Source organism: Pararhizobium sp. PWRC1-1 (genome assembly GCF_049897905.1).
Taxonomy (GTDB): domain Bacteria; phylum Pseudomonadota; class Alphaproteobacteria; order Rhizobiales; family Rhizobiaceae; genus Pararhizobium.
Map to the genome: position 1 here is coordinate 38,164 of NZ_JAFCXE010000007.1, position 20,536 is coordinate 58,699.

Below are 20,536 nucleotides of genomic sequence, written 5' to 3' on the forward strand. Positions count from 1 at the left end.
CGCCGGAACAATATTGGCCAATGGGGGATAGCATGATGCAGACCGCCCAAGACTACTGCCGCGAAGGAAGACAGCAGCCCTTGACCCCGGAAGGGAATGAAAAGGCGAAGGAATGTTATGAGAAGGCAATCAAGGAAAACGACAAATACCTGCCCGCTTATGCCGAATATTCCTATGTCCATCTCCGCGACTGCCAGAATAGATGGACCCCGGATCGGGAGGCCTCCCTCGATGAGGCCGAGCGGCTGGCGGACATAGCTGTGGCGCTGGGCAATGATGTAACCAGCGGCTGGCACAATGACTTCAGGGGGCGCTGGTATCGAGCCATGGTGTATTGGAACCGGGGTGATTTCACGACGAGTTTTCAGGAGTTTGCCGCCGCCCGCGCGCTCATCACCGATCCGAAGCGGATCGACACGGATACGGCTGACCTTGATGCCGATATGGCAGAGGCGTACATATATTACGGTGATCCCAAGCAGGCTCTTGCATTGATCGATGGTGCGGCAGCACGTCATCCAGCTCCTCCGTATTGGCACGGTTGGAACCGCGCCCGTGCCTATTACATGGCGAAACGGTATGACGATGCGCTGGCAACCATCCGCGGGATGAGCTCCCCGCCCAACGATGTCCGCCTTATCGAGGCTGCGAGCGAAGCTCAACTCAAACATCTCGATGATGCGAGACGAATCATGGGAGAATTCAGCAAGATCGAGCCCGGCTGGACGCTTCAGAAGTCGGGTGAATACCGGTACGGCGACAACGCTGCGCGGGACCATTGGTTGGATGGGTTGAGTAAGGCAGGGTTAAAATAGAGCCCGCTCCCCCCGCTGGCAAAATCTTTATGCGCGGCACTAAGCCGAGTTGCCGTGTTCCTGTTTCAGGTTTCTAAAGTTTCCGATCCATGAGAAGCCATGCCCGCGAGGACCTCACCCGCCCGCAACCGCGCTGGTATGATCGTTGATCTCGATCCAGTACCCATCCGGGTCCTGGACATAGGCCTGCCGGAACCCATCGCGGCGGATGCCAATCTGGCCGACATTTCCCGGCCAGTCATAAAATGTCACGCACTTGGCCGAGATATCGGCGACGAAGGCATCGAGGTCTTTGATCCGGAGCGCAAAATGCGTGTCCTTGGTGAGGTGCGTCCCACCAAAATCGCCCTGGATCAGATGGATCGTATCGAGCCCACCGATCGTCAGCCACGCCACATTGGCGCTGCCGGTTCGCTCGATCGGGGTAAAGCCTAGGATATCGGTGTAGAAGGCGACACTGCGATCGAGGTCGCGGACCAATAGGGCAAAATGGTCGAGGCTATAGGTATGCCGCATCGAAAGATTCTCCCGTCATGTTGGTATCGTGGCAAGGCAAGTCCGGCAGCGGAACGTCAAGCACGCCTCTCATCCGTTATCGCATGCCCTCAAGCTTCTTCACCACGCGCTCCGCAATATCGGCGTCCTGCTCGCGAACCGCATCGGTCAATGCGTGCAGTTTGGTGCGCAGGCCGTGCACCTGATCGACAAGCGCCATGATCACATCGATGCCGTCCTGGTTGACGCCCATGCTTTCGGAGAGGTCAAGGATCAGCAATCCCCGCGCCAGGTCGGCGTCATGAAACGCCTCGGCCTGCTCGGTCAGTTCCGGAATGATCCATTGACGGTCGATCCATATCGTCAGTGTGGAGGAAACGATGCTGAGACGCTCGCAAAACTCCAGATGGTCCATGTCAATCTCCCCAGGCTTTTCGAGGATTGTGGGCTTGGCCCGCGGCCCAGTTGGTGGCGAAGGCCGTCAGTTCGGGATCGGCAGCATCCGGCAGCATGATCTTGAGCGTAATATACTGGTCGCCATTGCCGCCGCCGCGCTTGGCGACACCCTTGCCCTTCAGCCGTAGCGTCTTGCCGGTATTGGAATGCGGCGGCAGAGTGAGCATGACGCTGCCCGATACCGTCGGGACATTGACCTTGCCGCCAAGAATGGCTTCCCGCAACGAGATCGGCATGTCGATCCGGATATCGTCACCATCGCGGGTGAAGATGGGGTGGGGTCTGACGTGGATTTCGATCAGCGCGTCGCCGGCCGGACCACCGCCGGAACCGGGATTGCCCTTGCCGCGCAGCCGCAGCGTCTGGCCCTCTTGCGTGCCGGGCGGCACCTGCAGGTCGAGAACGGTTCCGTCCGGCAACGTGATCTTCTCCTTCGAGCCATTGGCGGCATCGAGGAAATCCACCTCCATGGAGAATTGCAGATCCTTGCCCTTTGCGCGCATTGGCCCCCGGTCCCGCCGTGAAAAGAAGCTGGAGAAAATATCGTCGGTATCGGTAAAATCGGAAAATCCGCTGCTGTTCTGGTAGCGCGCGTCGTTGCCGGGAGCGCCGGCATATTCGCGGTAATAGTTTCGCGGCGCCTGCTCGGTTCCCGCGCCATCGATCTCACCCTTGTCGAAACGGGCCCGCTTGTCCTCGTCGCCCAGCACCGAATAGGCCTCGGAGACCGTCTTGAAACGATCCTCGGCACTTTTGTCGCCCGGGTTGAGGTCAGGGTGAAGCTTTTTGGCAAGCTTGCGATAGGCACTCTGGATTTCTTTTTGCGTCGCGGTTTTCGCCACGCCGAGGGTTTTGTAGGGGTCGTTGGCCATGGGGCTCCCGCCGAAGCATTGTCGTGATTGTGAAGATAGGCCATCTGCGGGCGAGAGCAAGCGTTTGCACCGCGCCAGATGGTACTGGGAGTGGAATAGCAGAACGGAGCGGCATGGCCAGGATAAACCAGCGCCGACAGCGCGCGCACCATCCGTCGCGTCACTAATCGGTGATGCTAACGCCCGTCAAAAGGATCGGCCAGGGCAGCATCTGGGCGGCTGATCGGATATTTTGTGCCGGAAATGCTGGCGGCCAGCTTTTTCGGGCCCTGCGCCTTTAACAGCGCCCGAAAACTCGGATGCATGCCGCCATCCGAATAGGCGCTGAGTGTCGAGCTGGCGGGAACGGACCCGGTAATCGCCGTGTCCAGCTTGCGGTCTTCCGCCTCTATCCTGGCCATAGCCTGCGGCTCGAGCTGATTGACAACCGGCGGGCAGGCCGCCAGCGGATCGGTCGGCTCGCCGCCCTCGAATTCCTTGTTGAAGACATAACGGCGCTCGCAGACCGAAACCTTCGGTTGCCGGCGCGTCACGTCGAAAGCATCGTAACCCTCTTTCATCGTGCGCCAGAACGACATGTTCGGATCGCCGCGATGGCTGGCCATATTCTCAGCCGTCATGCGGAAAGGATAGGCCTGGACCTGAAACTTCTCCTGACCGCTCGATAGCGCCTTCTGGACGACCGCGTAGATTTCGCCGACGCCCTGGTCGGTCATCGCAAAGCAGCCGGACGACGAGCAGGCGCCGTGCACCATCAGCGCCTCGCCGGTATAGCCGAGCGCCGATTCCAGCTTGTTGGGATAACCGAGATTGAAGGAGACATAGAACTGCGAGTTCGGGTTCAGCATGCCCGCCGAGACATGGTAAAAGCCTTCCGGCGCGTGGCGGTCGCCGACCTTCGTCTTCGGGCCGAGTTCGCCGGACCAGCGGCAGATCGGGTAGGTCTTCAACAGTGCATAAGCACCCGTCTTGTTGACCTTCCAGACTTCCAGCTCGCTCTCCTGCTTGAAGATGCGCACCAGAACCGGGCTTTCCGGCTTCATGCCCTTCTTCGACATTTCCGCGATCATCTTGCCGGACAGTTTCGGCGGCGCCTCGGAGAGGTCGTCGAGCGCCATGCAACCCGACAGCGCAACGCCAAGGGCAAGCGCCGCCAATGTCCGCGACACAACCGTGCGGGCAGAGCTGAAGCGCGTCGAGGCGTGATAAAGGGCAAGCAGAGAATTCATGAAAGCGTCTATCGCTGGAAATCGTGCCAAAGTTTTGTCGGGCGTGTCAAATCGGAACAATCATCCGCCCGGCCATCGAAGAATCGGTCATCGCGGTTAGCGTCCGGTTAATATCCGCCCTGCAACTTGCGGGAGGCAGGCGCGGTTGCGCCCGCCCCTCAAAGTCCTACTGCCAGACGACGATCTTCGCCTTTGCAGGAACGCGCTGGTAGAGATCGATCACATCCTGGTTCATCAGCCGAACGCAGCCGGACGAGACCGCCTTGCCGATCGACTTCCATTCCGGATTGCCGTGCAGACGGTAGAGTGTGTCCTCGCCGTTCTGGAAGATATAGAGCGCACGGGCGCCCAGCGGGTTTTTCAGGCCCGGCTCCATGCCGCCATTGGCGATCGAGTATTTGGCAAGGCTCGGCGTGCGCGCCACCATTTCGTTCGGCGGCTTCCAGCGCGGCCAGGCCTGGCGCCAGTGGATGACGCCGTCACCCTGCCAGGCAAAACCCTCGCGGCCGATGCCGACGCCGTAGCGCATCGCCGTGCCGCCGGGCTCGATGACGTAGAGCAAGCGCGATGGCGTATCGACAACAACGGTGCCATGCGCTTCGCCTGTGCGGTCGGCAACGCGCTGGCGATAGAATTGCGGATCGATCTGCTGGTACGGGATAGCCGGTATCAGGTAGCCGCCGTCCTCAACGGGACCGTACATCACCTGCAACTCGGCGTCCGACGGCGGGCCGATCGGCCGGCTGAGTCGCCCAGGCGTCGGAGCGTTGCTTCCGCCCGGCATCGTTGTGGTACACCCGGCAAGCGTGCCTGCCGCAAGAACGCCGAGAAAACCGCGGCGGGAAAAATTGTGATCGGTCGTCATAAGCCCCATCAATTCGCTATTCGGCAATATTGTCCGGCCCATCTGGACGAAGCAGCCGGCATGCTCGCCAGTCAAGCATTGCGTCACGCGTTTTCATCCCGCAGGAATCGGATCAAAGCCCTTATGCAGCCAATCGCAGCCCTTTCCAACGGGACCTTGCTTTCTGGCGTCAAGTTTCCCGCCCGGTAACCACATCGTGATGTGTCGTTGCGTGAAAGACGCAGCTGCCCGGGAGGCGTTGTTACTGTAACGTACTTACGGATGCACATCGCGGTTGCGATGTTGCAGCATCGAAATTCGGAGGCTGCCATGGCTTTGGCATTGGATAGCGGAAAAGACAGTTCATTGGCGCTGAGCGAGATGCTCTGGATACCAGGCCGCACCTTCACGATGGGATCTGACAAACACTATCCCGAGGAGGCTCCCTCTCACCCTGTCAAGGTCGATGGCTTCTGGATTGAAGCGACGCCCGTGACCAACCGGCAGTTCACGGCATTCGTAAAAGCCACGGGCTATGTAACCTTCGCCGAAAAAGCGCCGGACGCCAAAGATTACCCAGGTGCTCTTCCGGAGATGCTGAGAGCCGGTTCGCTCGTCTTTACGCCACCCAAATCGGTCAACGGACCGGATATCAGTCAGTGGTGGGCTTTCAAGTTCGGTGCGAACTGGCGCCGCCCCTATGGTGGCTTGAGCGACCTTCGCGGCAAGCTCGACCATCCCGTCGTGCATGTGGCGCTCTGCGATGCGAAGGCATATGCCGATTGGGCGGGCCTCGATCTTCCGACGGAAGCCGAGTGGGAGCTGGCCGCGCGCGGTGGGCTTGACGATGTCGAGTTCGCATGGGGCGATGAACTGACCCCCGGAGGCGTCGCCATGGCAAACACCTGGGCCGGCACCTTTCCGACCCACAGCACCAAGCCCGCCGGCAAGGACCGGACGACGCCGGTCAAATCCTTCGCGCCAAACGGTTACGGCGCCTATGACATGATCGGCAACGTCTGGGAATGGACGACAGATTACTGGTCCACACGCCATCCAGAGCCAGCCGCCAAATCGTGTTGTATTCCGCAAAACCCGCGCGGCGGGGCCGTTGATGCAAGCTATGATCCGAATGTGCCGGATATCCGCATTCCCCGGCGGGTCCTGAAGGGCGGATCGCATCTCTGCGCGCCGAACTATTGCCGCCGTTACCGCCCTGCCGCCCGCCATGCTGAGCCGGAGGATACCTCCACCAGCCATGTCGGTTTTCGCTGCGTGAAAAGACCTGCAAATTGATCCGGGAGAGATCCATGCTGAATTTTGTTCGTGTATTCCTAGTCGTGCTTTTGTTGCCTCTGGCAGCACTTGCTGATGATCTGCCATCGTGGAACGACGGCACGTCGAAACAGGCGATCGTCGATTTCGTCACCAAGGTCACCGACGAGAAGAATGCCGATTTCGTCAAGCCGGAAGACCGCATCGCCGTCTTCGACAATGACGGTACGCTCTGGTCGGAACAGCCATTCTATTTCCAGCTGGGCTTCATGCTCGACCGGGTGAAGGCGCTCGCGCCCGACCATCCGGAATGGAAGGAAAAAGAGCCGTTCAAATCCATCCTGGCCGGCGACCTGAAAGGGATGGCTGCGAGCGGCGAGAAGGGCATTGTCGAGCTTGGAATGGCCACCCACGCCGGCATGACCACGGACGCATTCACCAAGATTGTCACCGACTGGTTTGCTGCCTCCAAACACCCGAAAACCGGCAAGCCCTACAATGAGATGACGTTTCTGCCGATGCGCGAATTGCTCGATTATCTCAGGGCCAACGGCTTCAAGACCTATATCGTCTCCGGCGGTGGCATCGAATTCATGCGGCCGATTACCGAGCAGGCGTATGGCATCCCCCCCGAGCAGGTTATTGGCAGTAGTATCGCCACCGAATATGCGCTTGTAGACGGTGAGCCTGTTCTCAATCGCCTGCCGAAGATCGATTTTGTCGATGATGGTCCGGGCAAACCCGTCGGAATCAACAAGTTCATCGGTCGCCGCCCGATCTTCGTGGCTGGAAATTCCGATGGCGATTACGAGATGCTGCGTTGGGTGACCGGCGGAAAACCAAACAGCTTTGGGTTGATCGTGCACCACACCGATGCCGCGCGCGAATACGCCTATGACCGCGAATCGCACTTCGGCAAACTCAACAAGGCGATGGACGAGGCAGCGCAGCGCAAGTGGTTGCTCGTCGACATGAAAAACGACTGGAAGAAGATCTACGCGTTCGAAACACCCTGAACGCGCTATAGCTGTCACGACAACGAACAATGGCTCCTCTCTCGTTTTTATTGACGAAAGAGGAGCCAATTTTATGATCAGCGTTCGCTTTTTACCTGGCACCTGCTCCAGTCAAGACCATTAGATCTGCAAGATCGAAGGTTCGCCTCCTTAAATCGTTCTCCTATAAAACCTTTATCTCTTGGCCGTTGTCCCGGAATGGATTTCAAATGCGGCACGGCTCTAGCATCCAGGCATTCGAAACAGGTCACTGCCACGATGCCCATGCTCCACGTTCATCCTTCCCATTTCTCGACACAAAAGATCGAGCAGCGCAGTCGCTCCCGGGCTGAAGCTTCAATATCGTCCCGCAGGCAGCGCCGCGCCCGTCTCACGGCGGCGCTGAATGCTGCCGCGATCTTTCTCTCCATCGCCGGTATTGCTCTCATTCTGGTCATTGCCTGAGACATGGCCATGGGCACGATATCGACACCGCCGGTCAAGCAATCGCCGGCCAAAACCATCCGTCCTTCCGAACGGATGGCCGCGCAAGCGGCACTCTCCAGCCTGATTGCCCGGGTCTGCGCCGCGCGGGTTCTGCGCGAGCACCATATCTGGGAAGCCGTGCGCATTCTGCCGGAGATCGCCGGCCTGCCGGATGACATCAAGCAACTGCCGGAGTTTCGCCGTCTGATGGAAAAGGAGGCGTTTACCGCCGCTCTTCGCCTTCTGGCACAATCCTGCCAGCCGGCCCGTGACATCCGCGATCTTGACCCGCAGGGAGATCATTGGGTCGCCACCCTGTCTGTTCGCAGTGCCCTTTCTCAGCCGCGGCGGCGCAAGCTGCTGCGCGCCGAACATAGAGATCCCCCGGCTGCCGTCCTGATCGCTCTTCTGAGCAGCACCATCCGCAAAGCCAGACCGTTTGTGCACCGAAGACGGAAAAACGCAGCCGTGCAAAAGGAATTTGGAAATGAGTGAACGCCCCCGGATCGACACCACGCCACAAGGCGCAATCTGCGACCTCGTCACCCCCTTTCAGGGCGATCAACTGGACGAAGCCGCCTTCGCTGACCTCGCCGAATGGCAGATCAACAGCGGCATCTCGGGCCTGCTCGTTGCGGGGCCGGCCGGTGAGCCCTGGGCGCTGACCGATGACGAACGGACACGATTGATCAGGCTTGCCGTCGCAGTTGCCGGCAATCGCGTCCCGGTTTTCGCAGGTACCGGCACGAATTGCACCGAAACAACAGTCGCGCAGACGGCGGAGGCGAAGAACATGGGGGCCACCGCGGCCTATGTGGTGACGCCTTATTATAGCAAGCCCGCTCAGGAAGGTCTGTTCCGCCACTATCAGGCGATCACTAATCGGGTCGACCTGCCGCTCATTGTCGGCGTCTCACCGCAGCGAACGGCGATAGATCTTTCTCCCCGTACGCTGGAACGGCTGGCAAGCCTGCGGTCCGTCGTTGGTATCGCCGATGAAACTGGAGACATCGCCCGCCTTGCGGCAATGCCTGCGGCCCTGCGTCAACGGTTTGCGCTCTATTCCGGCCACGATCTGACCGCCATGCCCTTCACCCTCATGGGCGGCCGCGGCGTTATCTCGGCCGCCGCTAATCTGGTGCCGCGACTGACCGTTGCGCTGCATCAGGCGCTCGCCACCGGAAACCAGCAATCGGCGCAAAGCCTGCAGGAAAGGCTCAGCCCGCTGTTCCAGGCGCTGGAGCGCGAACCGAGCCCCGCTGCGATCAAATACGGTCTCAGTCTGTTCAGAGGTATCAGCGATGATGTCCGGCTGCCGCTGACGCCAATCGTCGCGGAAACCACTGCGGCGATCCGCATGGCACTGGCGCCGGTGCTGTGCAAACCGGCGTCAGTGCGCCGGCAATTCCTATGAGATTTTAACAACAAACCCGCCGGCCACGCATGGAACGGCAATGGCAGAGTGCATATTTTCTCTTGGAAATCAGTGCGTTACGGATTGCAAGTATCTCAACCGAAAGAGCAGGTCATGCAACCCTACGCCCGGCAAAATTCAACAGACAGGCAGGCAGCGGCGCCAATGACATCGGATCGCAGCAGCCTGTCGGGCGCCGTCATCCGTCTGGTTGCAGTCTTTGCCTGTGCCGGCACTATTCAGATTCTGGCAGGCTGGTTTCTGCGCTGAGGCGCGCAATCAGCACCACACCAGTAGCAAGCCACCATTAACAACACGAAGGTCTACAAGGATCATGGGCAGTCGATACCCCCTCACGAACACACATTCTGCAACGCCGCGCTTCACCGTCGGCTGCGATCATCACGGCTGGTGGGTCGTGCACGACCGGCTGGGCCGGGTCGGCGGATTGTTTGCCAGCGAAGCAGCGGCCCTGCATTTTGCCGATGAAGAAAGCAATCACGATGCGCGCGCGGTGTGCCGCGCACCGGCCGGAAAATGCGTCGAGTTTGACGATATATCGGCAACAACAGCCGCAGCAACGCGGAATACCCCTGCGCGGCGCTACGCCTGAACCTTTGGGGCGCGCGCTTTCCCCGGCGGTCTGCGCCCGCTTTTTCCATCGGATGATCGATAAGATTTGCCTTAAATGCCAGCGCGCGATTTCACCGGGATGAAACGGCGGCCAGGCTAAAAAGGATCGATTGCCACATCCGAAGGAGTGCCCGGCACGGGCAGATCGTCCATGACCCTGGTCGTTACCATGTCAGCCAACACGGCGGCTTACGCGGCGCAAGCCATCAAGCCGTCCGCCCGCGTGAGCGGCGATGGCCCGACCGACGAGGCGATCACCCTGCTTTCCGCGCGGCCAAAGGATGACGCGGCAAACACCCACGCCTCGGTTGCTGCCCTTCGTAGCCCGACCGCGCTGTCCCTGATGCTGATGACGTCCAATGGCCGCCTGCCGCAAGGTACGCGCGGCGAAGCGGTCCGCCGCTACATGGAATTCGGCCCGGATGAGGTGGAATCCGATGAGAGCGACGAGGCATTGAGCCCGGACGACGAAGCGACAGACAACTAACCGAGCCAAACAGACGCAGGTCAAACATAACGGCGCAGTTTCCTGCGCCGTCATGCGTCCCGCAAAAATCGGCAGGCTTTACTTGTGCTTGTGCGCACCACCGGCAGCATTGCCGACGGAAAGCACGTAATCGACCTTGCCTGCCTTTTCAAAGGTCAGCGTTACTGGGATGCTGTCACCCTCGGTGAACGGCTTTTTTACCTCCATGAACATCAGGTGCAGCCCGCCGCTCTGTAGCGTGACGGTTTCGCCGGCCGGAACGGCAATACCCTCCTCCAGCTTGCGCATCTTCATCACGTCGTTCTGCATCGTCATCTCATGCAGTTCGACACGGCCGGCAGCCGGGCTCTCGACCGAGAGCAACGTGTCGTCTTCGCTGCCGTCGTTCTTGATGATGAAGCCACCGCCGCCGACTTTTGCGCCCGGCAACATTGCCTTGAGCGCCCCGCCGGAAATCTCCAGCGAACCTGCCTTGACCGGTGCGTCATCGGTAGCGCCCATGCCGGCCATCGCCGCCATATCGTGATGATCATGGCCACCGGCCTTGGCGGGCGTCACCGTCACTGTCGGCGCCGGATGCTCCAGCGAATGCGCGCTCTGGCCTTCGGCCGGGATCTCATCCCAGACGACCTTATCTGAAACGCCGCACAGCTGCGTGACCGGGAAGGCGATCTGCGTCTCCTTGTCGAATCCCGAGATTTTGCCGCTGATCACGAAGGTGTCGTAATAGTCGTCCGACAGGTTGCCGTTCTTCCAGCGAATTTCCAGTGGGCCGGAAGTGACCGTCTTTCCGTGATTGTCATAGCTCTTCTGGTAATCGCCCTTGACGATCTCGAGCTCCCAGCCGGCCTTGGGCTGCGGCTTGGCGAAGACGAAGCCTTCCGGCAATTTGACCTGCACCTCGGTGGTCGCCTTGCCATCGCAACCATGCGGGATCTGCAGCACGGCCTTGAAGCTGCTTTCGGATGCCACTTCATCGGTTTCGAACGAAGCATGCGCATGAGCCGAGGCGGCAGTGCCCAGCGAAAGTGCGAGTGCGAGAAGTGTGGTTCTGGTCTGTGTCATCGATCTGTCTCCGTACCGTTCTCCACCATTCGAATGGCAGGACGGTCAATACCGCGTCAGGCGGCTGGCTCTGAATGTCTAAAAATCGCCCGTGGCGATACGGTCAGAGCGAGAGCGGAGGCGCGCGCGATTGCGGCATGAGGCGAGGATACGAAACGAAAACCGCAGGAAAATCCGGCCTGCTGTCTAAAAGTGCAGCAACGCGGATGGCCAGATAGCCGTCGCCTGGGGGCGATGGCAGGGCAATGGAAGCCGACAACCGGCAATAATCGCAAACCGGCGCCAAGGCTTCATGCGATGAGCCGTGTTCCTTGCCATCGACACCATCCATGCCAAAGCAGATGTCGCCGATCGAGCCGTCCGGCAGCATATAGTCTGCCGCCACCGAAGGGCTGATCTGGCGGGCGAACGCCGGCTGATGGGCAAAGGACAGGAACAGCAGCGCCAGCGCTGAAAGCACCCGCACCGCCACACGCATCTGTCGCCCGGCTCTCGCCATTGATGATCTCCGTCTCCGCGAATTGCGTTATCGCCTCGACGGCAAAAAAGCAAAGGCCGATTTTCTATTCTGTCCGCAACCACGAAACAGCCACGACAAAAATCTGTTCGGGCGCGACATTTTGCGCTTGCCAAGCAGTCGGCATCGCCGTTATCTGAAATCGATCTTGTTGGGAGAATCCGGGTAACACCGGTGCCGAAGGAGCAACCGCCCCGGAAACTCTCAGGCCAAAGGACCAGCAAGGTGCCGGTAGGACTCTGGAGAGAAGCATTTCCGCTCGCCGAAGGGATAACAATCTCAGGCAAAGGGACAGAGGGGGCTCGAGGAAACGTCGCACGATATGCGACGTGGAGATGAGCCGGCGCGTCGCGCCAGACCTGGAGGCCGGACTTGAACGAACATTCCCCATTGAAACAGACGCCGCTGCATGCGTTGCACGTGTCGCTTGGCGCCCGCATGGTGGCGTTTGCCGGCTACGACATGCCGGTGCAATATCCAGCCGGCGTGATGAAGGAGCATCTTCACACCCGCTCCGCCGCCGGCCTTTTTGATGTTTCGCACATGGGACAGGTGATCCTGCGCCCAAAATCCGGCCGCATCGAGGACGCAGCGCTGGCGCTTGAAAAGCTGGTGCCTGTCGATGTGCTCGGTCTTGCCGAGGGCCGCCAGCGCTATGCGCTGTTCACCAATGACGGGGGTAGTATCCTCGACGACCTGATGATCGCCAACCGCGGCGATCACCTGTTTCTCGTCGTCAACGCTTCCTGCAAGGAGGCCGATTTCGCCCATCTGCAAAAGCATCTTGGTGACACTTGCGAGTTGACCCTGCTTGACGACCGCGCGCTGATCGCGCTGCAGGGACCGCGCGCCGAATGTATCCTGGCCGAACTCTGGGCCGATATCGTCGCCATGCGCTTCATGGATGTGGCCGAGGCTGCCCTGCACGATGTTCCCTGTATCATCTCGCGCTCGGGCTATACCGGTGAGGACGGCTTTGAAATCTCCATCCCGGCCGCTTCGGCCGAGGACGTGACGCGCCGGATACTCGAACATCCCGACGTCATGCCGATCGGCCTTGGCGCCCGCGATTCGCTGCGTCTCGAGGCTGGCCTGTGTCTCTATGGCAATGATATCGACACCACGACGACGCCGGTTGAAGCCGGCCTGGAATGGGCCATGCAGAAGGCGCGCCGCGCAGGCGGAGCCCGCGCAGGCGGCTTTCCAGGTGCGGATGTCATTCTTCGCCAGTTCGCCGAAGGTGCGAGCCGCCGCCGTGTAGGCCTGAAGCCGGAAGGCAAGGCGCCGGTGCGCGGTGGTGCGCCGCTGTTTGCCGATGCCGAAGGCAAGGTGCCGGTCGGCACCGTAACCTCCGGCGGCTTTGGCCCGAGCGCCGATCACCCCGTCGCCATGGGCTACGTCGATACCGCCCACACCGCCAATGGCACCCAGGTTTTCGCGGAGGTGCGCGGCAGATATCTGCCGATTACCGTCGCCGCCCTTCCCTTCGTCACCCCGACCTACAAACGCTGATCAGGAGCTGAACCCATGCTGAAATTTACCGATGAACACGAATGGCTGAAAATCGAGGGTGATATCGCAACCGTCGGCATCACCGCCCATGCTGCCGAACAGCTCGGCGACCTCGTCTTCGTGGAACTGCCGGAAGCCGGTACCGCGCTCGATAAGGGCGCCACCGCCGCCACCGTTGAATCCGTCAAGGCAGCCTCCGACGTCTATTGTCCACTTGATGGCGAGATCGTTGAATCCAACCAGGCCATCGTCGATGATCCGGCCCTGGTCAACAGCGATCCTCAAGGCGCCGGCTGGTTCTTCAAGCTGAAGCTCTCCGACCCGTCGGCCGTCAACGCCCTTCTGGACGAAGCCGCCTACAAGGAGCTGATCGCCTGATGAGCATGCCGAAGGATTTCACCTTTACCGACTACAAGCCGTATGACTTCGCCAACCGGCGTCATATCGGCCCCTCGCCCGATGAAATGACGGCGATGCTCAAGGTCGTCGGCTACCCTAGCCTCGACGCCATGATCGACGACACGGTTCCGCCGTCGATCCGCCAGAAGGCCCCGCTTGCCTGGGGCGCTGCCATGACCGAGCGCGAAGCGCTCGACAAGATGCGCGAAACGGCAAACCTCAACAAGAAGCTCGTTTCGCTGATCGGCCAGGGTTACTACGGCACAATCACGCCGCCGGTCATCCAGCGCAACATCCTGGAAAACCCTGCCTGGTACACCGCCTATACCCCCTACCAGCCGGAAATCAGCCAGGGCCGTCTCGAGGCTTTGCTCAACTACCAGACGATGGTCTGCGACTTGACCGGTCTCGACGTTGCCAATGCCTCGCTGCTCGACGAGGCAACCGCCGCCGCTGAAGCAATGGCAATGGCCGAGCGCGTGGCAAAGTCCAAGGCCAAGGCTTTTTTCGTCGATGAAGGCTGCCACCCGCAGACCATCGCGCTTCTGAAGACCCGCGCCGAGCCGCTCGGCTGGTCGATCGTCATCGGCAACCCGTTCACCGATCTCGATCCGGTCGATGTCTTTGGGGCGATCTTCCAGTATCCGGGCACCTATGGTCACGTTCACGATTTCACCGGCCTGATTGCCCGGCTGCACCAGACGGGCGCAATCGCCACGGTCGCTGCCGATCCGCTGGCGCTGGCGTTGTTGAAATCTCCGGGCGAAATGGGCGCCGATATTGCCATCGGCTGCACCCAGCGTTTTGGCGTTCCCGTCGGCTACGGTGGCCCGCATGCGGCCTACATGGCCGTCAAGGACGCCTACAAGCGCTCGATGCCTGGCCGTCTGGTTGGCGTCTCCCAGGATAGCCGCGGCAACCGCGCCTACCGCCTGTCGCTGCAGACCCGCGAACAGCATATCCGCCGCGAGAAAGCGACGTCGAACATCTGCACCGCGCAGGTTCTGCTCGCCGTCATGGCCTCGATGTATGCCGTCTTCCACGGCCCCAAGGGCATCAAGGCGATCGCCCAGAGCGTTCACCAGAAGGCTGTTCTGCTCGCTCTCGGCCTTGAAAAGCTCGGCTATGCCGTCGAACCGGACGTGTTCTTCGACACGGTCACCGTCGATGTCGGCAAGCTGCAGGGCATCATCCTGAAGACCGCCGTCGCCGAAGAGGTCAACCTTCGCCGCATCGGCACCACCAAGATCGGCATCAGCCTCGACGAGCGCTCGCGGCCGGTGACGCTGGAAGCCGTCTGGCGGGCATTTGGCGGCGATTTCAAGGTCGAGGATTTTGACGCCGGTTACCGCCTGCCCGAAACCCTACTGCGCACCAGCGCCTATCTGACCCATCCGATCTTCCACATGAACCGTGCGGAAAGCGAGATGACCCGATATATCCGAAGGCTGTCGGACCGGGACCTGGCGCTCGACCGCTCGATGATTCCGCTCGGCTCCTGCACGATGAAGCTGAACGCCACAGCTGAAATGCTGCCGATCACCTGGCCGGAATTTTCAGAAATCCATCCCTTCGTGCCCGCCGATCAGGCCGAAGGTTATCGCCACATGATCACTGACCTCAGCCAGAAGCTCTGCCAGATCACCGGTTATGATGCGGTCTCGATGCAGCCGAATTCGGGCGCACAGGGCGAATATGCCGGGCTTCTGACCATCCGGGCCTATCACCTCGCCAATGGCAACGACCATCGCGATGTCTGCCTGATTCCAACCTCCGCACACGGCACCAATCCCGCGTCCGCCCAGATGGCCGGCATGAAGGTCGTCGTCGTCAAGGTCAGCGACAACGGCGATATCGACATGGACGATTTCCGTGCAAAAGCAGAGCATTATGCGGAAAACCTCTCGTGCTGCATGATCACTTACCCCTCGACGCACGGTGTGTTCGAGGAAAATGTCCGCGAAGTCTGTGACATCGTCCACAGGCATGGCGGCCAGGTCTATCTCGATGGTGCCAACATGAACGCCATGGTCGGCCTTGCCCGTCCCGGCGACATCGGCTCCGACGTCAGCCACCTCAACCTGCACAAGACCTTCTGCATTCCGCATGGTGGCGGCGGTCCTGGCATGGGGCCAATCGGCGTCAAGGCGCATCTCGCCCCTTACCTGCCCGGCCATCCGGAAACCGATGGCGGCGAAGGTGCAGTGTCGGCAGCTCCGTTCGGCTCGGCCTCCATCCTGCCGATCTCCTGGAGCTACTGCCTGATGATGGGCGGCGAAGGCCTGACGCAGGCGACCAAGGTGGCGATCCTCAACGCCAACTACATCGCTGCCCGGCTGAAAGGCGCCTATGACGTGCTCTACAAATCGGCCAAGGGCCGCGTCGCGCACGAGTGCATCATCGATACCCGCCCGCTGGTCGACAGTGCCGGTGTCACGGTCGATGATGTTGCCAAGCGCCTGATCGACTGCGGCTTCCACGCTCCCACCATGAGTTGGCCGGTGGCCGGCACGCTGATGATCGAGCCGACGGAATCGGAGACTAAGGCCGAAATCGACCGCTTCTGCGACGCAATGCTCGCCATCCGCGCCGAAGCGCAGGCGATCGAAGACGGTAAGATGGACCGGACGAACAATCCGCTGAAGAACGCCCCGCACACGGTCGAAGACCTGGTCGGCGAATGGGATCGCCCCTATTCGCGCGAACAGGCCTGCTACCCGCCAGGAGCGTTTCGTGTCGACAAATACTGGTCACCGGTCAACCGCGTCGACAATGTCTTTGGCGACCGCAACCTGGTCTGCACCTGCCCGCCGCTGGAAGATTATGCCGAGGCGGCAGAGTAAGTTCGAAAAACGGAAAGGGGCGCTCGATGCGCCCTTTTTCATCACAGCGGAGCTGCGAACCAACGTCTACTCGCGTCTTACATTGCGTGAGATTGGTCCGGCAGCGTCACCACGAACCGTGCTCCTTGCGTGAATGCCGTATCAAGCGCGATGGAGCCGCCGTGGCTCTCGGCGATCCGTTTTGCCAGCGCCAGTCCGATACCCGTGCCGGGATAAATAGATTCATCCCGGTGCAGGCGCTGGAACACGTCAAAAATCTTCTTGGAAAACCGCGGATCGACGCCGATTCCATTGTCCTCGAAAATCACCCGGACCGTATCCGCGTCCGTCTCGGCATAGATCCGAATTACCGGTTGCACATCCTCCCGGCGGTACTTGATGGCATTGCCGATCAGGTTCTGGCAAAGACGCTTCAAGAGTTCAGGATCGCCTTTCAGCTGCGGAAAAGCCGAAACGTTGATGCTGGCTCCAGCCTCCTGGATGAAACTATCGAGATTGAGGATGGTATCGGAAATCACATCGGTCATTGAAACGATCTGCCAGCTGCCGATTTCGTCGGCAATCTGGGCATAGTCCAGAAGGCTGTCGATCAGCTGGTCCATCCGCCGCGCACTCTGGCGCAGATGGCCGGCATAAATGGGCAGTTCCTGGTGATTGCCGCCGGCCACATCCTCGACGATCATGTCCGAAAACATCGACATGTGCCGCAGCGGCGCTTTCAAGTCATGCGACACCGTGCCGGTAAACTGATTGAGCGCCTCGTTCTTGCGCTGCAACTCAGCGCCCTGCTGCGCGATGCGCTGCTGCTGTTCTTTCAGTTCGGTGACGTTGCGGCCGACAGTGACGTACTCGATCAGCTCGCCGCCATCGAAAAGCGCGATATTCGACCAGAACAGCCAGAGATCGCCGCCATCGGGTAATTTCCGGTGTTGTTCGCGCGCCGCAAGCGGTTCCTCAACCGACAGTTTTTTCAGCACATCGGCCAGGCTCTCGCGGTCCTTTTCTGGAACGAAATCGAGCAACGGTTTTCCAATGAGATCATCGGCCGCCGTGCCGACAAACTGCGCATACCGGTCGTTGACGAACGTATATCTGAGATCGGGGGAGATACGGCAGATGAAATCCGGGATATTCTGGACCAGCGTATAATATTCCAGCCGTTGCCTATCGAGCGCGATCTCAGCCCGCTTCAAATCGGTGACATCGATACGAAGTGCTACGGTATTGCCGTCGCGCGTTTTGAAGTCCTCGACACGCAGCCAGCGGCCATCGCCGTATTCGAAGATCTGGTTGTCGCCGCCGGGGTGTCGAAAAGCCCGCAGCCGGTTCTCCAGCCAAGCCTTGGCCTGTGGTGATCCGATGGGGGCATTGGGGTAATATCCCACCTCGTAGACGGCGATCATGATCTCTTCTGCGGTCATGCCGATTTTCAGGCTTGGTCCTGCCGCGCCGCAGATCCGCCTATAGGCATCGTTGTAGACGATGATCCGCTCATCCGCGTCGAAGATTGCAAATCCTTCCGGAATGGCCTGCAGCGCAGTGTCGAGAATTTCGCTGACTTTCCGGCGCTCGCGGTCAAGTTCGAGATAATCGGAGATATCGTGAACGATACCGGCAAATCCACATGTCATACCATCCGCATCGATAACCGGCGTCACCCGCAACCGAGCGTTGAACATCGTACCGTCGCGGCGGCGGTAGCGGTAGATGCCTTCTGTAAATTGTGTGTTTTCAGGTTCCTCCACTTTGTGGAAAACAGCTGCTTCAAAGTCATGGTCGCTGGCATAGAGCCGTTGTATCGAACCACCGATCATTTCATCGGCGGCATAGCCGAACTGCTCGATAGCGGCGGCATTAACGGACAGCACAATGCGATCGGCATCGACAAAGATGACGGGAGAGGGAAAAATATCATAGATCGCTTGAACGAAATCAGTCTGCGACGCAGTCATCGGTTACTCGGTCACGCTCCGCCCCATATTCACAGAGATATAAAAACAGAAAAAGAGACTGGCGCAAACCAGTCTCTATGCGAACTCAAGATATAGGCCGCACCATGGCGGCGAGATGCTTAGGTGGCGCGAACGACCGCATCGCCTTTCGCTACGAGTGCTGCAAGATCGGCGGGCTTCAGTTCGACGGATTCGCCGCAGCCGCACGCCGATGTCTGGTTCGGGTTGTTGAAGGTAAAGCCCGAACGCAGCGTCGTCACTTCGAAGTCCATCCGGGTTCCGAGCAGATAGAGCACGGCTTCGGGAGCAACCCAGACCTTGGCGCCCTGATGTTCAACCAGATCGTCCTTCGGGTTCGGAGCGGTCACCATGTCGATGGCGTATTCCATACCGGCGCATCCGCCCTTCTTGATCCCGACGCGAATGCCCAGGGCATCGCCACCGGCATTTTCAACGATCGCCTGGACGCGGCCAGCCGCCGCATCGCTCAAACTCATAACTGCAAAGCCCATAGGCCGTTCTCCTTGTAACAATCAGGTTCAAGGCCTGATGCTTTCCGAGTCCAGAATGTAATGCGCAGCGGTTAAGGGATCAATACGCGATCAGTACCAGCCGACCGCAACCTGCGCTTCTTCCGACATGCGATCCGGCGTCCACGGCGGATCGAACGTCATCGACACTTCGACGCCGGATACGCCTTCGACAGCACCGACTGCGTTTTCAACCCAGCCCGGCATTTCGCCGGCGACCGGGCAACCGGGGGCCGTCAGCGTCATGGCGATCTTCACCATGCGGTCGTCTTCGATGTCGATCTTGTAGATCAGCCCGAGTTCGAAAATATCGGATGGAATTTCCGGATCGTAGACTGTCTTCAGCGCGGAAATGACATCGTCGCTCAGACGCGCCAGTTCGTCCGCCGGAATTGCGGAATGGACAATCCCTTCCCGGACGTCGATCTTATCTTCAGTCGTATCAAGGCTCATCGTCATATGTCCCTACGCAAAGAATTTGCGGGCTTGCTCGAGCGCATCCACCAGCACGTCGACTTCGGCCCGCGTATTGTAGAGGCCAAAGGATGCACGGCATGTGGAGGTGACGCCGAAGCGTTTCAAGAGCGGCTGGGCGCAATGCGTACCGGCCCTGACCGCCACCCCTGCCCGATCGATCACCATCGACACATCATGGGCATGGATACCCTCAAGTTCGAAGGAGAAGATACCACCTTTGCCCGGAGCCGTCCCGATGATGCGCATGGAATTGACGGACGACAGGCGTTCCCGCGCGTATGCGGCGAGATCGGCCTCGTGGGCGGCAATCGCGGCCCGGCCGATATTGTCCATATAATCCAGAGCATAGCCGAGACCGATCGCCTGCACGATCGGCGGCGTGCCGGCCTCAAACCGATGCGGCGGTTCATTGTAGGTAACTGCGTCTTCGGTGACCTCGACGATCATCTCGCCGCCGCCCATGAACGGACGCATTTCCTTCAGCCGCTCCATCTTGCCGTAGAGCACGCCAATGCCAGAAGGACCGTAGAGCTTGTGGCCGGTCATCACATACCAGTCGCAATCGAGATCCTGCACGTCGACCGGCATGTGGACGGCCGCCTGGCTGCCATCGACCAGAACTGGAATGCCGCGTTCACGGGCGATCCTGCAGATTTCCTTGATCGGAACGACGGTGCCGAGCGCATTCGACATATGGGTGATGGAAATCAGCTTGGTCTTGTCGGTCAGGCACTTGACGAAATCATCGATATGAAACGCACCCTGATCGTCAACCGGCGCCCAGACCAGCTTGGCACCCTGGCGTTCGCGAATGAAATGCCAAGGCACGATATTGGAATGATGCTCCATGATCGAGATGACGATCTCGTCACCATCACCGATTTTCGGCATGCCATAGCCATAGGCAACCGTGTTGATCGCCTCGGTCGAGGATTTGGTGAAGATGATGTTGTCGACCGAAGGCGCGTTCAGGAACCGCCGAACTTTTTCACGGGAACCTTCATAGGCATCGGTCGCGGCATTCGACAGGAAATGCAGGCCGCGATGGACATTGGCATATTCGTTGGAATAGGCATGGGCAACGGCGTCGATGACTACCTGCGGCTTCTGTGCCGAGGCGCCGTTGTCGAGATAGACCAGCGGCTTGCCGTAGACGGTCCTCGACAGGATCGGAAAATCCCTGCGGATCGCTTCGACGTCATAGGCCGGAACCGGCACCGTGTGTTCCATGTCAGAAATC

22 protein-coding genes and 1 riboswitch are annotated in these 20,536 nt (G+C 59.8%); of the genes, 11 read left to right on the forward strand and 11 right to left on the reverse strand.

Annotation, left to right across the window (positions count from 1 at the left end; all coding sequences use genetic code 11):
* The first annotated feature begins 32 nt into the window (after positions 1–32).
* Positions 33–815 carry a tetratricopeptide repeat protein gene (locus ACP7E0_RS12870; protein ID WP_426125382.1) on the forward strand — a complete coding sequence of 261 codons (783 nt, stop codon included), beginning with the start codon at positions 33–35 and terminating at the stop codon, positions 813–815.
* Positions 816–929: 114 nt separating this feature from the next.
* On the opposite strand, the gene ACP7E0_RS12875 is transcribed toward ACP7E0_RS12870, so the two are convergent.
* The 5 genes from ACP7E0_RS12875 to ACP7E0_RS12895 form a co-directional block, all read right to left on the reverse strand.
* Positions 930–1,331: a VOC family protein gene (locus tag ACP7E0_RS12875; RefSeq protein WP_426125384.1), complete on the reverse strand. Its 402-nt coding sequence runs from the start codon at positions 1,329–1,331 to the stop codon at positions 930–932.
* A gap of 76 nt (positions 1,332–1,407) precedes the next feature.
* Positions 1,408–1,725: a chaperone modulator CbpM gene (locus ACP7E0_RS12880; protein ID WP_426125385.1), complete on the reverse strand. Its 318-nt coding sequence runs from the start codon at positions 1,723–1,725 to the stop codon at positions 1,408–1,410.
* A gap of 1 nt (position 1,726) precedes the next feature.
* Positions 1,727–2,638 (reverse strand): DnaJ C-terminal domain-containing protein, encoded by a 912-nt coding sequence (locus ACP7E0_RS12885; protein ID WP_426125387.1) that lies wholly within the window; start codon positions 2,636–2,638, stop codon positions 1,727–1,729.
* Between the two features lie 176 nt (positions 2,639–2,814).
* Positions 2,815–3,867: a hypothetical protein gene (locus tag ACP7E0_RS12890; RefSeq protein ID WP_426125388.1), complete on the reverse strand. Its 1,053-nt coding sequence runs from the start codon at positions 3,865–3,867 to the stop codon at positions 2,815–2,817.
* A 166-nt stretch (positions 3,868–4,033) separates the two neighbouring features.
* Positions 4,034–4,732, reverse strand: coding sequence for a L,D-transpeptidase (locus tag ACP7E0_RS12895; RefSeq protein WP_426125629.1), 699 nt, complete (start codon positions 4,730–4,732; stop codon positions 4,034–4,036).
* Positions 4,733–5,041: 309 nt separating this feature from the next.
* Between ACP7E0_RS12895 and ACP7E0_RS12900 the strand changes: the two genes are divergently transcribed.
* The 7 genes from ACP7E0_RS12900 to ACP7E0_RS12930 all read left to right on the forward strand — a co-directional run bounded on the left by ACP7E0_RS12900 (position 5,042) and on the right by ACP7E0_RS12930 (position 10,001).
* A complete protein-coding gene (locus ACP7E0_RS12900) occupies positions 5,042–6,007 on the forward strand; it encodes a formylglycine-generating enzyme family protein (RefSeq protein WP_426125390.1) in 966 nt (321 codons plus the stop codon).
* Between the two features lie 14 nt (positions 6,008–6,021).
* Positions 6,022–7,002 carry an HAD family hydrolase gene (locus ACP7E0_RS12905; RefSeq protein WP_426125392.1) on the forward strand — a complete coding sequence of 327 codons (981 nt, stop codon included), beginning with the start codon at positions 6,022–6,024 and terminating at the stop codon, positions 7,000–7,002.
* Between the two features lie 258 nt (positions 7,003–7,260).
* Positions 7,261–7,446 (forward strand): hypothetical protein, encoded by a 186-nt coding sequence (locus tag ACP7E0_RS12910; protein WP_426125393.1) that lies wholly within the window; start codon positions 7,261–7,263, stop codon positions 7,444–7,446.
* 9 nt (positions 7,447–7,455) lie between these two features.
* Positions 7,456–7,962 carry a hypothetical protein gene (locus tag ACP7E0_RS12915; RefSeq protein ID WP_426125395.1) on the forward strand — a complete coding sequence of 169 codons (507 nt, stop codon included), beginning with the start codon at positions 7,456–7,458 and terminating at the stop codon, positions 7,960–7,962.
* A complete protein-coding gene (dapA, locus tag ACP7E0_RS12920) occupies positions 7,955–8,881 on the forward strand; it encodes a 4-hydroxy-tetrahydrodipicolinate synthase (protein ID WP_426125396.1) in 927 nt (308 codons plus the stop codon). The genes ACP7E0_RS12915 and dapA overlap by 8 nt, the downstream gene beginning before the upstream one ends.
* A 334-nt stretch (positions 8,882–9,215) precedes the next feature.
* On the forward strand, positions 9,216–9,494 hold the full coding sequence (locus ACP7E0_RS12925) for a hypothetical protein (protein WP_426125397.1): 279 nt from the start codon (positions 9,216–9,218) through the stop codon (positions 9,492–9,494).
* Between the two features lie 171 nt (positions 9,495–9,665).
* Positions 9,666–10,001, forward strand: a complete 336-nt coding sequence (locus ACP7E0_RS12930) for a hypothetical protein (RefSeq protein ID WP_426125399.1) — start codon at positions 9,666–9,668, stop codon at positions 9,999–10,001.
* Between the two features lie 78 nt (positions 10,002–10,079).
* Here the strand turns inward: ACP7E0_RS12930 and ACP7E0_RS12935 are convergent, their stop codons facing one another.
* Together ACP7E0_RS12935 and ACP7E0_RS12940 are read right to left on the reverse strand one after the other, a co-directional pair.
* A complete protein-coding gene (locus tag ACP7E0_RS12935) occupies positions 10,080–11,066 on the reverse strand; it encodes a DUF1775 domain-containing protein (protein ID WP_426125400.1) in 987 nt (328 codons plus the stop codon).
* Between the two features lie 103 nt (positions 11,067–11,169).
* Positions 11,170–11,565, reverse strand: a complete 396-nt coding sequence (locus ACP7E0_RS12940; protein ID WP_426125401.1) for a DUF2946 family protein — start codon at positions 11,563–11,565, stop codon at positions 11,170–11,172.
* Between the two features lie 160 nt (positions 11,566–11,725).
* Positions 11,726–11,813, forward strand: a riboswitch (glycine riboswitch).
* A gap of 142 nt (positions 11,814–11,955) precedes the next feature.
* Between ACP7E0_RS12940 and gcvT the strand changes: the two genes are divergently transcribed.
* From gcvT to gcvP, 3 genes are read left to right on the forward strand one after another with little or no spacing between them, the layout of a single operon-like run.
* Positions 11,956–13,095 (forward strand): glycine cleavage system aminomethyltransferase GcvT, encoded by a 1,140-nt coding sequence (gcvT, locus tag ACP7E0_RS12945; protein ID WP_426125402.1) that lies wholly within the window; start codon positions 11,956–11,958, stop codon positions 13,093–13,095.
* 15 nt (positions 13,096–13,110) lie between these two features.
* The gene (gene gcvH, locus ACP7E0_RS12950; protein WP_060640913.1) at positions 13,111–13,473 is read left to right on the forward strand and encodes a glycine cleavage system protein GcvH; all 363 of its coding nucleotides are present in this window, start codon (positions 13,111–13,113) and stop codon (positions 13,471–13,473) included.
* Positions 13,473–16,337 carry an aminomethyl-transferring glycine dehydrogenase gene (gcvP, locus tag ACP7E0_RS12955; protein ID WP_426125403.1) on the forward strand — a complete coding sequence of 955 codons (2,865 nt, stop codon included), beginning with the start codon at positions 13,473–13,475 and terminating at the stop codon, positions 16,335–16,337. Before gcvH ends, gcvP begins: the two co-directional genes overlap by 1 nt.
* A gap of 77 nt (positions 16,338–16,414) precedes the next feature.
* Here gcvP and ACP7E0_RS12960 read toward each other — a convergent pair whose 3' ends face one another.
* The 4 genes from ACP7E0_RS12960 to ACP7E0_RS12975 form a co-directional block, all read right to left on the reverse strand.
* Positions 16,415–18,289, reverse strand: a complete 1,875-nt coding sequence (locus ACP7E0_RS12960) for a PAS domain S-box protein (protein WP_426125405.1) — start codon at positions 18,287–18,289, stop codon at positions 16,415–16,417.
* A gap of 119 nt (positions 18,290–18,408) precedes the next feature.
* Positions 18,409–18,801 (reverse strand): Fe-S cluster assembly scaffold SufA, encoded by a 393-nt coding sequence (gene sufA, locus ACP7E0_RS12965; RefSeq protein WP_426125407.1) that lies wholly within the window; start codon positions 18,799–18,801, stop codon positions 18,409–18,411.
* 90 nt (positions 18,802–18,891) lie between these two features.
* A complete protein-coding gene (locus ACP7E0_RS12970) occupies positions 18,892–19,272 on the reverse strand; it encodes an SUF system Fe-S cluster assembly protein (RefSeq protein WP_426125408.1) in 381 nt (126 codons plus the stop codon).
* 12 nt (positions 19,273–19,284) lie between these two features.
* Complete coding sequence (locus tag ACP7E0_RS12975; RefSeq protein ID WP_426125409.1) at positions 19,285–20,526, reverse strand: cysteine desulfurase; 1,242 nt, start codon at positions 20,524–20,526, stop codon at positions 19,285–19,287.
* Positions 20,527–20,536 lie beyond the last annotated feature (10 nt).